Source organism: Streptomyces sp. NPDC006384, assembly GCF_042870695.1.
Taxonomy (GTDB): domain Bacteria; phylum Actinomycetota; class Actinomycetes; order Streptomycetales; family Streptomycetaceae; genus Streptomyces.
Genome location: NZ_JBIAHR010000002.1, coordinates 20,520 through 33,953, shown reverse-complemented (window position 1 = coordinate 33,953; position 13,434 = coordinate 20,520). Strand labels below are relative to the sequence as shown.

Annotated in this window: 16 protein-coding genes; 10 read left to right on the top strand and 6 right to left on the bottom strand. The window is 71.8% G+C overall.

Annotation, left to right across the window (positions count from 1 at the left end):
- Positions 1-14 precede the first annotated feature (14 nt).
- Positions 15-971 carry a methylmalonyl Co-A mutase-associated GTPase MeaB gene (meaB, locus tag ACFYOJ_RS02195; protein ID WP_356550194.1) on the top strand — a complete coding sequence of 319 codons (957 nt, stop codon included), beginning with the start codon at positions 15-17 and terminating at the stop codon, positions 969-971.
- A gap of 33 nt (positions 972-1,004) precedes the next feature.
- Here the strand turns inward: meaB and ACFYOJ_RS02190 are convergent, their stop codons facing one another.
- Positions 1,005-1,673, bottom strand: a complete 669-nt coding sequence (locus ACFYOJ_RS02190) for a PepSY domain-containing protein (protein WP_356550192.1) — start codon at positions 1,671-1,673, stop codon at positions 1,005-1,007.
- A gap of 139 nt (positions 1,674-1,812) precedes the next feature.
- Between ACFYOJ_RS02190 and ACFYOJ_RS02185 the strand changes: the two genes are divergently transcribed.
- Together ACFYOJ_RS02185 and ACFYOJ_RS02180 are read left to right on the top strand one after the other, a co-directional pair.
- Entirely contained in the window at positions 1,813-2,481 is a 669-nt protein-coding gene (locus tag ACFYOJ_RS02185; protein WP_356550191.1) for a response regulator transcription factor, read from the top strand.
- The gene (locus ACFYOJ_RS02180; RefSeq protein WP_356550190.1) at positions 2,478-3,881 is read left to right on the top strand and encodes a HAMP domain-containing sensor histidine kinase; all 1,404 of its coding nucleotides are present in this window, start codon (positions 2,478-2,480) and stop codon (positions 3,879-3,881) included. The genes ACFYOJ_RS02185 and ACFYOJ_RS02180 overlap by 4 nt, the downstream gene beginning before the upstream one ends.
- Positions 3,882-3,905: 24 nt before the next feature.
- Here the strand turns inward: ACFYOJ_RS02180 and ACFYOJ_RS02175 are convergent, their stop codons facing one another.
- From ACFYOJ_RS02175 to ACFYOJ_RS02160, 4 genes are all read right to left on the bottom strand, one after another.
- The gene (locus tag ACFYOJ_RS02175; protein ID WP_356550189.1) at positions 3,906-4,382 is read right to left on the bottom strand and encodes a MarR family transcriptional regulator; all 477 of its coding nucleotides are present in this window, start codon (positions 4,380-4,382) and stop codon (positions 3,906-3,908) included.
- A gap of 117 nt (positions 4,383-4,499) precedes the next feature.
- On the bottom strand, positions 4,500-5,276 hold the full coding sequence (locus ACFYOJ_RS02170; protein WP_356550188.1) for an AIM24 family protein: 777 nt from the start codon (positions 5,274-5,276) through the stop codon (positions 4,500-4,502).
- Positions 5,273-5,923: an AIM24 family protein gene (locus ACFYOJ_RS02165; protein WP_356550187.1), complete on the bottom strand. Its 651-nt coding sequence runs from the start codon at positions 5,921-5,923 to the stop codon at positions 5,273-5,275. The genes ACFYOJ_RS02170 and ACFYOJ_RS02165 overlap by 4 nt, the downstream gene beginning before the upstream one ends.
- Position 5,924: 1 nt before the next feature.
- Positions 5,925-6,557, bottom strand: a complete 633-nt coding sequence (locus ACFYOJ_RS02160) for an AIM24 family protein (protein WP_356550805.1) — start codon at positions 6,555-6,557, stop codon at positions 5,925-5,927.
- A 215-nt stretch (positions 6,558-6,772) separates the two neighbouring features.
- Here ACFYOJ_RS02160 and ACFYOJ_RS02155 point away from each other — a divergent pair, with 215 nt between their 5' ends.
- From ACFYOJ_RS02155 to ACFYOJ_RS02135, 5 genes are all read left to right on the top strand, one after another.
- Complete coding sequence (locus ACFYOJ_RS02155) at positions 6,773-7,117, top strand: DUF3817 domain-containing protein (protein WP_356550186.1); 345 nt, start codon at positions 6,773-6,775, stop codon at positions 7,115-7,117.
- Complete coding sequence (locus ACFYOJ_RS02150) at positions 7,114-7,407, top strand: MTH1187 family thiamine-binding protein (protein ID WP_143626819.1); 294 nt, start codon at positions 7,114-7,116, stop codon at positions 7,405-7,407. Before ACFYOJ_RS02155 ends, ACFYOJ_RS02150 begins: the two co-directional genes overlap by 4 nt.
- Positions 7,408-7,486: 79 nt before the next feature.
- Positions 7,487-7,996 carry a MarR family transcriptional regulator gene (locus ACFYOJ_RS02145; RefSeq protein ID WP_356550184.1) on the top strand — a complete coding sequence of 170 codons (510 nt, stop codon included), beginning with the start codon at positions 7,487-7,489 and terminating at the stop codon, positions 7,994-7,996.
- 56 nt (positions 7,997-8,052) lie between these two features.
- Positions 8,053-8,391, top strand: coding sequence for a DUF3817 domain-containing protein (locus ACFYOJ_RS02140; RefSeq protein WP_356550183.1), 339 nt, complete (start codon positions 8,053-8,055; stop codon positions 8,389-8,391).
- Between the two features lie 74 nt (positions 8,392-8,465).
- Positions 8,466-10,166 (top strand): methylmalonyl-CoA mutase family protein, encoded by a 1,701-nt coding sequence (locus ACFYOJ_RS02135; RefSeq protein WP_356550182.1) that lies wholly within the window; start codon positions 8,466-8,468, stop codon positions 10,164-10,166.
- Here the strand turns inward: ACFYOJ_RS02135 and ACFYOJ_RS02130 are convergent.
- The gene (locus tag ACFYOJ_RS02130; protein WP_356550181.1) at positions 10,163-10,801 is read right to left on the bottom strand and encodes a TetR/AcrR family transcriptional regulator; all 639 of its coding nucleotides are present in this window, start codon (positions 10,799-10,801) and stop codon (positions 10,163-10,165) included. The two genes, ACFYOJ_RS02135 and ACFYOJ_RS02130, sit on opposite strands and share 4 nt — an antisense overlap.
- Before the next feature lie 250 nt (positions 10,802-11,051).
- Here ACFYOJ_RS02130 and ACFYOJ_RS02125 point away from each other — a divergent pair, with 250 nt between their 5' ends.
- Complete coding sequence (locus ACFYOJ_RS02125) at positions 11,052-12,029, top strand: tetratricopeptide repeat protein (RefSeq protein ID WP_356550179.1); 978 nt, start codon at positions 11,052-11,054, stop codon at positions 12,027-12,029.
- Between the two features lie 654 nt (positions 12,030-12,683).
- Positions 12,684-13,328, top strand: a complete 645-nt coding sequence (locus tag ACFYOJ_RS02120; protein WP_356550178.1) for a DUF6230 family protein — start codon at positions 12,684-12,686, stop codon at positions 13,326-13,328.
- Positions 13,329-13,434 lie beyond the last annotated feature (106 nt).

The window sequence follows — 13,434 nt, the reverse complement described above, 5'->3', positions numbered from 1 at the left end:
GGAACGGAGTTGTGATGCAGGACGTCTCCTCGCTGGTCGCCCAGGCCAGGGAAGGCCGGCCGCGGGCCGTGGCCCGGTTGATCTCCCTGGTGGAGGGGGCGTCCCCGCAGCTCAGGGAGGTCATGGCGGCCCTCGCGCCGCTCACCGGGGGCGCGTACGTGGTGGGCCTGACGGGCTCACCGGGCGTCGGCAAGTCGACGTCCACCTCGGCGCTGGTCACGGCGTACCGCAAGCAGGGCAGGCGGGTCGGTGTCCTGGCCGTCGACCCGTCCTCCCCGTTCTCCGGCGGTGCCCTGCTCGGCGACCGGGTCCGCATGTCGGAGCACGCCTCCGACCCCGGCGTCTACATCCGCTCCATGGCCACCCGCGGCCACCTCGGCGGCCTCGCCTGGGCCGCGCCGCAGGCCATCCGGGTGCTGGACGCGGCGGGCTGCGACGTGATCCTCGTGGAGACCGTCGGCGTCGGCCAGTCCGAGGTGGAGATCGCCTCGCAGGCCGACACCTCCGTCGTCCTCCTCGCCCCCGGCATGGGCGACGGCATCCAGGCCGCCAAGGCCGGGATCCTGGAGATCGGCGACGTCTACGTCGTCAACAAGGCCGACCGCGACGGCGCGGACGCCACCGCCCGCGAGCTGAACCACATGCTGGGCCTCGGCGAGGCCCGCGGCCCCGGCGACTGGCGCCCGCCCATCGTCAAGACGGTCGCCGCGCGCGGCGAGGGCGTCGACGAGGTCGTCGAGGCGCTGGAGAAGCACCGCGCCTGGATGGAGGAGCGGGACGTGCTGGCCGAGCGCCGCCGGGCCCGCGCCGCCCGCGAGGTGGAGACGATCGCCGTCACCACCCTGCGCGAACGCATCGGCGACCTCCACGGCGACCGGCGCCTGGGCGCCCTCGCGGAGCGCATCGTGGCGGGCGAACTGGACCCGTACCGCGCCGCGGACGAGCTGGTGACGGGGCTGACGAAGGGCTGACGCCCGGCCGGCGGGGGAGGAGGGCGCGGCCGCTCAGTCGTCGTCCGAGCCGGAGCCGTTCGAGTCGTCGGCGTCGTCCGAGCCGTCGGCGTCGGCCGGTCCGTCCGGGTGATGCGGGTCGGCCGTGACCTTGCCGGTCTTCGCGTCGATCCGCCAGTCCTGCCCGTCCTCGCCGGAGGAGGAACGGGTCTCGGCCTCCCAGGCGGGCTTCCCGTCGCCGTAGTGGCCGTCCTCGTCCAGTTCCACGGAGGTCACGGTGCCGTGGCCGGCCGCGGCCTTCGCGGCCTCGGCGGCGTCCACGGAGGTGCCCTTCAGCGCGGCCCGCACCTCGGCGGTGTCGTCCTCGTCGTCCGTCTCCGAGCCGAGGACCTTGCCGGTGCCCGGGTCGATCCGGACGCTGTGCCAGGTGCCGTCGCCGGCGAGGACGTCGACCTCCCAGGCCGTGCGCTCGTCCGGGTCGTCGCCGTCGTCACCGTCGTCGCCGTCCAGTTCGGCGGAGACGGCGGTGCCCGGCGCCTCCCGCAGGGCGGAGGCGATGGCGTCGGCCGCCGACACCTTCACCGGGACCGCGCGGGCGTCGTCCGCCTGCCGGGACGTGCCCGTGTCCGGGTCGTCGTCCCCCGTGGTGGCCAGGGCCGTCGCCGTGCCGCCTCCGAGCAGTGCGGCGGCGGTGACGGCGGCGATCACGATGTTGCGCTTCATGCGGGTTCCTCCCGGGAACGTTGGTCGTTGTCGTTCCGTGTCGTTCCGTTCCGACGGTCCCCACTGTCACCGGCCGACGCTGAGGGCAGCCTGAAGCCGCCTGAAGGGATCTTCAGGATGCTTTTGCGACCCTTGCCGCATGCGTCTGTTGATCGTGGAGGACGAGAAGCGCCTCGCCCTGTCGCTCGCCAGGGGACTGACCGCCGAGGGCTACGCCGTGGACGTCGTCCACGACGGACGGGAGGGCCTGCACCGGGCGTCCGAGGGCACGTACGACCTCGTCGTCCTCGACATCATGCTGCCCGGCCTCAACGGTTACCGGGTCTGCGCCGCCCTGCGCGCCGCCGGGCACGACATGCCGATCCTCATGCTCACCGCCAAGGACGGCGAGTACGACGAGGCGGAGGGCCTGGACACGGGCGCCGACGACTACCTCACCAAACCCTTCTCCTACGTCGTCCTGGTAGCCCGCGTGAGGGCCCTGCTGCGGCGGCGGGCGCGGGGCGCCGGCGCCTCGCCGGTGCACGTCCACGGGGACCTGAAGGTCGACACCGCCGCCCGCCGGGTGTTCCTCGGCGAGAGCGAGGTCGCCCTCACCGCCAAGGAGTTCGCCGTCCTGGAGGAACTCGTGGTGCGGGCCGGGCAGGTCGTGTCCAAGGCCGAGATCCTGGAGCACGTCTGGGACTTCGCCTACGACGGCGACCCCAACATCGTCGAGGTGTACGTCAGCGCCCTGCGCCGCAAGCTGCGCCCCGGCCTCATCGGCACCGTGCGCGGCGCCGGCTACCGCCTGGAGTCCGAGCGATGAGCCGCCTCCTCGGGTCGGTCCGTGCCCGCGCCACGCTCGGCGCCACCCTCGTGGTCGCCGTCGCCCTCTTCGCGGCCGGCACCGCCGTCCTGCTGTCCCTGCGCTCCAACCTGCTCGGCGAGGCGGGCACCCAGGCGGAGCGCTCCGCACGGGAGGTCGCCGCCGAACTCGCCGTCGGGACGCCGTACCGCGACCTGTCCCTGGACGTGGACGACCGGCCGGTGCAGGTCGTCGACGAGGACGGCAGGCTGGTCGCCGCCGGCGAGGACCTGGAGCGGATCAGCGGAACGGGCGTCGACGCGGTGGAACCGGTGCCGACAGCCCCCCGGAACGGCGACGACGAGGACGACGGCTCCGGCGATTCCCTCGAACCCGGCGAGATCGGCGAGCGGATCACCATCAGCGACGGCACGGCGACGATCGACGGGGACACGGAGGACTACCGGTTCGCCGCCGTACCCGTGGAGACCCGGGACGGGGACCAGCTCACCGTCTGGGCCGGTGCCCCGCTGTCCGCCGAGCACGGCGCCGTCGACACCGCGCTGACCGTCATGCTGATCGGCTTCCCGGCGCTGCTCGCGGTCGTCGGCTGGGTGACCTGGCTGGTCACCGGGCGCGCGCTGCGCCCGGTGGAGGGCATCCGCCGGGAGATGGCCGCGATCACCGCCAGCGAGGACCTCGCCCGTCGGGTGCCCGTGCCGGACACCCACGACGAGATCGCCCGGCTCGCCTCGACCACCAACGAGACGCTGGCCGCGCTGGAGGCCTCGGTGGAGCGGCAGCGGCGTTTCGTCGCCGACGCCTCGCACGAGCTGCGCAGCCCCATCGCCTCGCTGCGCACCCAGCTGGAGGTGGCCGCCGCCCACCCCGGACTGCTGGACCTGGACGGCGCGGTGGAGGACACCGTACGGCTGCAGCGGCTCGCCGCCGACCTGCTGCTGCTGGCCAGGCTGGACGCGGGGGAGCGGCCCGCGGACGCGAGGGTCGACCTCGCGGCGCTCGCGCGGGAGGAGGCCGGGGGCCGGGACGGGGTGAGCGTGCGGGCCGAGGACGGCGTGACGGTCGCCGGTTCGCGCGGACAGCTGGGGCGGGTGCTGGCCAACCTGCTGGACAACGCCCGCCGGCACGCCCGCTCGGCGGTGGAGGTGTCCGTGCGCCGGGACGGCGGTACGGCCGTGGTCGCGGTGGCCGACGACGGGGAGGGCGTGCCGGCGGCGGACCGGGAGCGGATCTTCGAACGGTTCGTACGGCTGGACGCCGCCCGCAGCCGCGACGACGGCGGGGCCGGTCTCGGGCTCGCCATCGCCCGCGACGTCGCCGTGCGGCACGGCGGCACGCTCACGGTCCGCGACGCGCCGACGGGCGGAGCCCTGTTCGAACTCCGTCTGCCGGCCGTCTAGGAGGCGTCGGGGGACCTGCCGGGATCAGGGGCGGCCCCGCTGGGCGCGCAGGTGGTCCGCGATGGGCCTGAGCGCCTTGTCGAGCTCCGCCAGGGCCTCGGGGGCCAGCAGGTCGATGAAGTGCCGGCGCACGGACGCCACGTGGTGCGGCGCGACCCTCCGCATCGTCTTCCGGCCGTGCTCGGTGAGGACGGCGTAGAGACCGCGGCGGTCGGACTCGCAGTTCTCCCGCCGGACCAGGTTCGCCTTCTCCATCCGGGTGATCTGGTGGGAGAGGCGGCTCTTGGACTGCATGGTGGCGGAGGCGAGATCGCTCATCCGCATCCGGTCGTCCTCGGACTCGGAGAGGTTCACCAGGATCTCGTAGTCGTTGATCGTCAGGCCGAACGGCTGCAGGTCCTTCTCGAGCTGGTAGGTCAGCAGTCTGTTGACCTCCAGGTGGGTGCGCCAGGCGCCCTGTTCCGTCTCGCTCAGCCAGCGGGTGGCCGTCTCGGTCTCCATGGAAGAAGTCTACCTAAAATGTTGAAAAATGAACTAGTGAAGGGTTTCCGGTGAGGGTGCGACGGTGGCGGCGCGACGGCGCGCACGCGTTCGACGTCACCCTCCGCAGGTTACCGCTCACAGTCCGAAGCGCCGCTGGAGATCCCCCAGCTGTCCGGGAAGCCCCGGTACGCCCGGGTGTCCTCCCCGCGCTCCCGGCGTGCCGCCGCCGGGCACTCCCGCCTGCGGCGGCGGGGTCCCCGTGGCCTGCTCCGCCATCAGCGTCTCGCTCGACTGCAGCAGCACCGTCCCCGCCCCCGTGAACTCGAACTGGTGCTCCTCCCCGGAGGCGCCGCCCAGACCCGTCATCGCACGGAGACCGCCCAGCAGACCGGTCATGTACCCGTGGTCGTAGTGATGGCAGGGCGAGGGGCAGTCGGCCCAGCCGACCAGGGCCTGCGGGTCCACCCTGATCGGGGGTTCCACGAACACCACCGGACCGTTCGACGCGGCCACGAACTTCCCGGTTCCGATCAGTGTCAGAAAGCCCGGCACGATCGACTGCTTCAGAGCGAGACTTGGCTGAAAAGCGAGCAGGTTGCCCGAGCGGATGGTCAGATTGCCGTTCTCGAGGTCGTACGAGTTCACGTCGAAGGCCCGGTCGGCGAGGAGCATCTTGCCCGAGCCCTCGGCGACCACCCAGTCGCTCGCGTGCAGCGGCGAATGGAAGGACGTGCGCACCAGCCGGTCCAGCCGCCCGTGCCCGATCCCGTTGAACCCGATCGTCCCGTAGTAGGCGATCATCTTCCCCTTCTGCAGGAACCACTGGCTCCCCTTCAGCTCCACGCAGAAGGTGTACGCGTTGACGTTGTCGTCGGCCGGCAGCGTCGCCGGGTCGTGGTGGACCGCGCTCAAAGCTTCTCCTCGGACGCCTGGACGTACACCGTGCCGCTGCCGCTGAGCTCCAGCTGGAACGCCTCGCCGGAGCCGCGGCCCACCATGTCCCGCCAGCCCAGCGCCGTGGACAGCCGGTTGCGCAGGTCGCCGTGGTGGGCGACGTAGGCCTGCGGGTCGACGTGCACCGGGCGCTGCGGGGTGACGGGGAGCTCGAAGACGCCCCCGTGGGCCATCACGGCCACCGAGCCGTGGCCCCTGAGTGTCGTGGTGAACAGCCCCTGGCCGCTGACCTGCCCGCGCACCATGCCCATGACCCCGCCCTGCGCGCCCAGGAACACCGTGCCCTGCTCCAGGGTGCCCTCGAAGGCGAGGAGGCGGTCCGCCTCGACGTACAGGGTGTCGCCGGAGAGGTGGATGACCTGCACGTGATGGCCGCCGTGCCCGAAGAACACCGTGCCGCTGCCCTCCACGGTCATCAGCGGGGTGTCCTCGTTCGCCACCCGGCGGCCGATCATCGACATCACGCCGCCCTGGCCGCCGCGCAGGTTCGGGGTGAAGGACACCTCGCCCTGGTACGCGAGCATCGCGCCGCGCTGACTGAACAGCCGCTGCCCGGGGGCGACGGCCGCCCGCACCATCTTGGAGTTGACTTCCTGGAAGGCCATGTCAGACGTCCCCCGCGATCGTGTTCCGCTCGCTCGGCTGCACGTACACCAGCCCGTCGCCCTCGAAGCGGATCTGGAAGGCCTCCCCGCCGCCCTCCCCGAACAGGGTGCGGAAGGTCACGCCCGACTGGAAGGACTGCCGCAGGTTCCCCTGGTGCGCGACGTACGCCCCCGGGTCGACGGTCAGCGGGTGCTGCGCGCTGACCCGCAGCACCACCGCCGGACCGTCCGACATGATCGCCGCCTGCCCGTGCCCCTCGATCGTCGTGGTGAACAGCCCGTTGCCCTGCGAGGCGCCCCGCGCCCCCGTGAAATCGGTCCCCGTGCGCAGCCCGGCGTCGGCCGCCAGGAAGTTGCCGGCCTCGACGAACAGCTTGTCGCCGTGCAGTGCCACCAGGGTGATCTCCGAGGCCCGGTCCGCGAACCAGCAGGTCCCCTGCCCTCTCACCTCCATCACCGTCATCTGCTCGCCGGTGAGCCGCCGGGTCACCATGCCCCGGATCCCCTCACCGCCGCCGCTCAGCTTCTTGAAGGCCATCTGTCCGTCGTACGCGACCATCGAGCCGTTCTTCGCCTTCACGGCGTCCCCGGTCAGGTCGACGGCGAGCACCTTGCTGCCCTGAAGTCGGAACATCGCCACGCAAGCGAAGGTAGCCGCCGGCCGGGTCCGCCGACAGGCCCCCTGGGGTCCCGGCCCCGGCGTCCCGGGGGACCGGGCCGCCTCCCCGACCCCCCGGCCCGGGCGTGGCGCGCGTTTGCCACAATGGACGAGCGCTTGTGAGTGTGTTCACAAACCGCCTGTTCAGCGACCGATCCCTCAGCCGATCCCTCTCCCACCGAAGGTGACCCGTGGACATCAAGACCGCCACCGCCCTCCGCCGCCTCCGCCTGGTCTCGGGCCCCGAGGCGATCTCGTTCCTCCTGCTGCTGGTCTGCTCCGTCCTGAAGCGGACCACCGACTTCAACGCGGTGCCGGTGATGGGCATGATCCACGGCGTCCTCTTCGTCCTCTACGTGATCTTCTGGGCGGACGCGTGGAACCGCACCAAGTGGCCGCTGAAGACCGCCGCCGTCTACTTCGTCCTCTCGGTCCTGCCGACCGGCGGCTTCTTCGCCGAGCGCAGGCTCAAGCGCGAGGCCGAGGACGCGGTCATCGCCTCCCGTGCCCGCCAGGAAGGGGTCGTGGGCGCATGATCGTCGCCTTCTCCGTGACGCCGCTGGGCGTCGGCGAGGACGTCGGGGAGTACGTGGCCGACGCGGTCCGGGTGGTCCGCGAGTCGGGGCTGCCGAACCGCACCGACGCGATGTTCACCTCCGTGGAGGGCGAGTGGGACGAGGTCATGGACGTCGTCCGGCGCGCCGTCGCCGCCGTCGAGGCACGGGCGCCGCGCGTGTCCCTGGTCCTCAAGGCGGACATCCGCCCCGGCGTGACGGACGGCCTCACCGCCAAGGTCGAGACGGTGGAGCGCCACCTCGCCGGATGACGTGCCCGGCGGGGACCGTGGGTATCGAAGGGTGGGACGGGGCTGACCGGCATATGACCGGCCGGTAAGGTCTGGTGCCGTGCCGAAGCCCCTCAGCCTCTCCTTCGATCCCATCGCCCGCGCCGACGAGCTCTGGAAGCAGCGCTGGGGAAGCGTGCCGTCCATGGCGGCGATCACCTCGATCATGCGCGCGCACCAGATCCTGCTGGCCGAGGTCGACGCGGTGGTCAAGCCCTACGGGCTGACGTTCGCGCGCTACGAGGCGCTGGTGCTGCTCACCTTCTCCAAGTCGGGCGAGCTGCCGATGTCCAAGATCGGCGAGCGGCTGATGGTGCACCCCACCTCCGTGACGAACACCGTCGACCGCCTGGTCCGCTCCGGCCTGGTCGACAAGCGCCCCAACCCGAACGACGGCCGCGGCACCCTCGCCACCATCACCGACAAGGGCCGCGAGGTCGTCGAGTCGGCCACCCGCGACCTCATGGCCATGGACTTCGGTCTCGGCGCGTACGACGCCGAGGAGTGCGCCGAGATCTTCGCGATGCTCAGGCCCCTGCGGGTGGCGGCGGGGGACTTCCGGGAGGACTGACCCCGTCGGCGGGGCCGCCGGAAGATCGCCCGAAACGGGTGGTTACGCTCGTAGGCATGAAAAAGAGCGTGCTGACCCGCTACCGCGCCATGGCCTACATCACCGGCGTGCTGCTGGTCCTGCTGTGCCTCGGCATGATCGCCAAGTACGTGCTGGACATGGACGGTGCCGCCGACTTCACCCGTGTCGTCAGCATCGCGCACGGCTGGCTGTACGTCGTCTACCTCGTCGTCGCCTTCGACCTGGGCGCCAAGGCGAAGTGGCCCGTCAAGAAGCAGCTGTGGGTGCTGCTCGCGGGGACCGTCCCGACGGCCGCCTTCTTCGTGGAGCGGAAGATCAGCCAGGAGCTGGACGCCAAGGTCGCCGGGGCCGAGCCGGCCGCCGCCAAGGCCTGACCCCACCGCCGTACGGAACCCGTACGGCGGTTTCCCATCGACATTTACTTGGACGTCCTAGTAAATTCGGGGGTATGGACGCTGACGCCGTAGAGGAAGGCCGCCGCCGGTGGCAGGCCCGGTACGACGCCGCGCGCAAGCGCGACGCGGACTTCACCACGCTCTCCGGGGATCCGGTGGAGCCGGTGTACGGGCCCCGGGACGGGGACAGGTACGAGGGCTTCGAGCGGATCGGCTGGCCGGGGGAGTTCCCCTTCACCCGCGGCCTGTACCCGACCGGCTACCGGGGGCGGACGTGGACCATCCGGCAGTTCGCCGGCTTCGGGAACGCGGAGCAGACCAACGAGCGGTACAAGATGATCCTCCGCAACGGCGGCGGGGGGCTCTCCGTCGCCTTCGACATGCCGACGCTGATGGGCCGCGACTCCGACGACCCGCGCTCGCTGGGCGAGGTCGGGCACTGCGGGGTGGCCGTCGACTCGGCCGCCGACATGGAGGTGCTGTTCAAGGACATCCCGCTCGGGGACGTGACGACCTCCATGACGATCAGCGGGCCCGCCGTGCCCGTGTTCTGCATGTACCTCGTCGCCGCCGAACGGCAGGGCGTCGACGCGTCCGTGCTCAACGGCACGCTCCAGACGGACATCTTCAAGGAGTACATCGCCCAGAAGGAGTGGCTCTTCCAGCCCGAGCCGCACCTGCGCCTGATCGGCGACCTCATGGAGTACTGCGCGGCCGGCATCCCCGCCTACAAGCCGCTCTCCGTCTCCGGCTACCACATCCGCGAGGCCGGGGCGACGGCCGCGCAGGAGCTGGCGTACACGCTGGCGGACGGCTTCGGGTACGTGGAGCTGGGGCTCAGCCGCGGGCTGGACGTGGACGTGTTCGCGCCGGGGCTGTCCTTCTTCTTCGACGCGCACGTCGACTTCTTCGAGGAGATCGCCAAGTTCCGCGCGGCGCGCCGGATCTGGGCCCGCTGGATGCGGGACGTGTACGGAGCGCGCAGCGAGAAGGCGCAGTGGCTGCGCTTCCACACGCAGACCGCCGGCGTCTCGCTGACCGCGCAGCAGCCGTACAACAACGTGGTGCGTACGGCGGTGGAGGCGCTGGCCGCCGTGCTCGGCGGGACCAACTCGCTGCACACCAACGCCCTGGACGAGACCCTCGCCCTGCCCAGCGAGCAGGCCGCCGAGATCGCGCTGCGGACCCAGCAGGTGCTGATGGAGGAGACCGGCGTCGCCAACGTGGCCGACCCGCTGGGCGGTTCCTGGTTCGTCGAGCAGCTGACCGACCGGATCGAGGCGGACGCGGAGAAGATCTTCGAGCAGATCAAGGAGCGCGGACTGCGGGCTCACCCGGACGGGCGGCACCCGATCGGGCCGATGACGTCCGGCATCCTGCGCGGGATCGAGGACGGGTGGTTCACCGGTGAGATCGCCGAGTCCGCCTTCCGGTACCAGCAGGCGCTGGAGAAGGGCGACAAGAAGGTCGTCGGCGTCAACGCGCACACCGGGTCCGTCACCGGCGACCTGGAGATCCTGCGGGTCAGCCACGAGGTCGAGCGGGAGCAGGTGCGAGTGCTGGGCGAGCGCAGGGCCGCCCGCGACGACGCGGCGGTGCGCGGCGCCCTGGACGCCATGCTCGACGCGGCCCGCTCCGGTGCCAACATGATCGAGCCGATGCTGGACGCCGTACGCGCCGAGGCGACGCTCGGGGAGATCTGCGGGGTGCTGCGGGAGGAGTGGGGGGTGTACACGGAGCCGGCGGGTTTCTAGGCGCCGCCGGCCGGGGCGGGGGGCCGGGCGGTCAGACCCTGGAGCAGGAGCCGGGTCAGGCTCCGCACCCACTCCCCGTCGGCCGGTTCCGCGCTGACCAGGGTGCGGTGGAGCACCGCGCCCGCCACCACGTCGAAGATGAGGTCCGCCGTGCGGGCGGCCTCCTGCGGGCCGGGCTCCGCGGGCAGTTCGCCGCGTGCCTGGGCGCGGGCGCGGCCCTCCAGGACCAGGCGCTTCTGGCGCTCGACGATCGACGTGCGGATGCGCTCGCGCAGTGCCTCGTCCCGGGTGGACTCGGCGACCACCGCCATCAGGCCGCTTTTGGCCTCCGGACGGGCCAGGAGCGCCGCGAACTGGAGGACCACGCCCTCGACGTCGTCGGCGAGCGAGCCGCGGTCGGGCAGCTCCAGTTCGTCGAAGAGCTCCGCCACCGCGTCCACGACCAGTTCGTTCTTGCCCGGCCAACGGCGGTAGAGGGTCGTCTTGGCGACCCCGGCCCGTGCCGCGACGTCCCCCAGGGTGAGCTTCGCCCAGCCCAGGTCCACCAGGGCCGCCCGGGTCGCGGCCAGGATCGCGGTGTCCGCGGCGGCGCTGCGCGGGCGCCCGGCACGGCCGGCGGGGGTCCTGCTCTGCATCCTCCGACCCTAACCGGCGGGTCACGGACGGGCGTGGGTGAGGCAGATCACCGAGGTGAACCGCCCCGACGGCCCGTCATGCCATTACGCTACGACCCGTAGCGAAAGCATGGGTGCGCCCGTGCCCGAGCGACGACCACAGGCGCGGGTGGGGACCCGGCGCCGGACAAAGCAGCACCAACGGCACATACAGGGGCGGGCTTTCCTGCCGCTTTTCACACACGCGCGCAGTACAGGGGAGGATAGACCCATGCAGCCACGGAACATGTCCATGAGCGGGGTCGTCGACCTCGCCGCGGTGAAGGCGGCCCAGGAGGCCAAGGCGAAGGCGGAGCAGGCGCGCGCCGAGTCGGCCCGCAACGGCGGGGCGGGTGCCGTCTCCCCGGCCGATCTCGTCATCGACGTCGACGAGGCCCGCTTCGAGAGCGACGTCCTGCAGCGGTCCACCGAGGTCCCGGTCGTCATCGACTTCTGGGCCGAGTGGTGCCAGCCCTGCAAGCAGCTGAGCCCCGTCCTGGAGCGGCTCGCCGTCGAGTACAACGGGCGCTTCCTCCTCGCCAAGATCGACGTCGACGCCAACCAGATGCTGATGCAGCAGTTCGGCGTCCAGGGCATCCCGGCCGTGTTCGCGGTCGTGGCCGGGCAGGCGCTGCCGCTCTTCCAGGGCGCCGCCGGCGAGGCGCAGATCCGTCAGACCCTGGACCAGCTGGTGCAGGTCGCCGAGCAGCGCTTCGGTCTGACCGGCCTCGTCGTCGACCCGGAGGCGGAGCCGGGCGCGGACCGCGCCGCCGCCCCCGAGCGTCCGGCCGGGCCGCACGACGCGGCGCTGGAGGCCGCCGTGCAGGCGCTGGACGCGGGCGACCTGGCCGGCGCCGTCCGCGCCTACAAGAACGTGCTCAGCGACGACCCGGGCAACACGGAGGCCAAACTCGGCCTGGCCCAGGCGGAGTTGCTCCAGCGCGTGCAGGGCGCCGACCCGCAGCGGGTCCGCCAGGAGGCGGCCGACAAGCCGGACGACGCGCAGGCGCAGATCGCCGCCGCCGACCTGGATCTGGTGGGCGGTCATGTGGAGGACGCCTTCGGGCGGCTCATCGACACGGTGCGCCGCACGGCGGGCGACGACCGGGACGCCGTGCGGCTGCGGCTGCTGGAGCTGTTCGAGGTCGTCGGTGCCGACGACCCGCGGGTGACCGCGGCGCGCCGGGCACTGGCCCGCGCCCTGTTCTAGAGGCGGCCCCGAACCGCCCTTCCACCGGGTGTCACCCGGCCGCCCGGCCGGGTGACACCCGTGTGGTGCGACTGTCGACAAGACGCCAGTGAGGCCGCGTTTTACCAAATCTTGGTAATCGCGGTCGCTGTTACTTCCAGTAAGTCATGGGCGTCGGTCTGTCGGGATCTGTCCGGCGATCAGGGTTTTTGTTCTGCCGTCAGGGCACACCCAGCGTCGCCGCCCGGGGGCGGTGCGCCGTCCTCCGGTTGTCCGGCCGTTACCAGTGAGTAACGAACCCCCTTGTGCCGACGCCGAGAATGCACCACGATCGGCGACGCTCGGTCCGTTCCCGTACCCCGGAAGCCAGTCGGGGAACGGGGTCCCTGGGTCCCCACCGAGCAGAGCCGGCGGCAGTGGCGCCGGCTCTTGGGCAGGGGGGTCTTCGCCCACCCGGCGAAGCCTGCCCAGCAGGGTTGTGCGTGATGTGTGTCAGGCGCGACCAGTGGTTGTCGCTCGGGAGTGATCGCCGGTGATTCGGGCGCGTGCTGCGCGCCGCCGAGCGCGGGCGCTCTCCTTCCCGAGGACGTAGCACTTCTCCCATCCCTGCCAGGCCGAGCCGCCGGTCCGGGGGCGGGCCGAGGCCAGGAGATGTACGTCCGAGAAGGAGGAAATATGGAGTCCCAGGTGCGTGGCGGGACCAGATGGAAGCGGTTCGCCGTGGTCATGGTGCCCAGCGTGGCCGCCACGGCGGCGATAGGCGTCGCACTGGCGCAGGGCGCGCTGGCCGCGTCGTTCAGTGTCTCCGGCCAGTCGTTCAAGGTGACGGCGGACCGGCTCGAGGGCAAGGGCTTCTCCCAGTACGGCGCCCTCAACGAGGGATACACGCTGAAGGGCGAGCAGACCCACCGCCCGGTCGCCGTCTCCGCGTTCAAGTCCGCGGACATCACGAACATGTGCCAGTCCGTGGTCACGCCCGGCCTGCCGTTCGTCGGCTCGGTCAGCCTCATGCTGAAGGCCGGCGGCGGCAAGACCCCGGTGCACGGGGAGAACCTGTACATCGACGTCGAGGAGCTCCAGGCCGACGCCGAGTTCAGCAACATCGACATCGGTGTGGCCGCCAAGGACGCCAACAAGGGCCCGGGCATGAAGCAGTCCGAGGTCGCGCAGAAGAAGGCGAACCCGTTCGGCTTCGCCCAGCAGGCCGAGACGGTGACGCTGACCGACGTGAAGCAGACGGCATGGGCGACCACCGCCGGAACCTTCAAGCTCAGCGGACTGAAGATGTCGCTGAGCAAGGGTGTCAAGGAGTGCTACTAGGCACCCCGTGACGGGCGGGGGAGCCGGTGGCGCCCCCGCCCGTCCACTCTCCGGCCGTGCCTTCTTCGCCCGGCCCATGTCTACACCACAGCAAAGCCGTACCAGG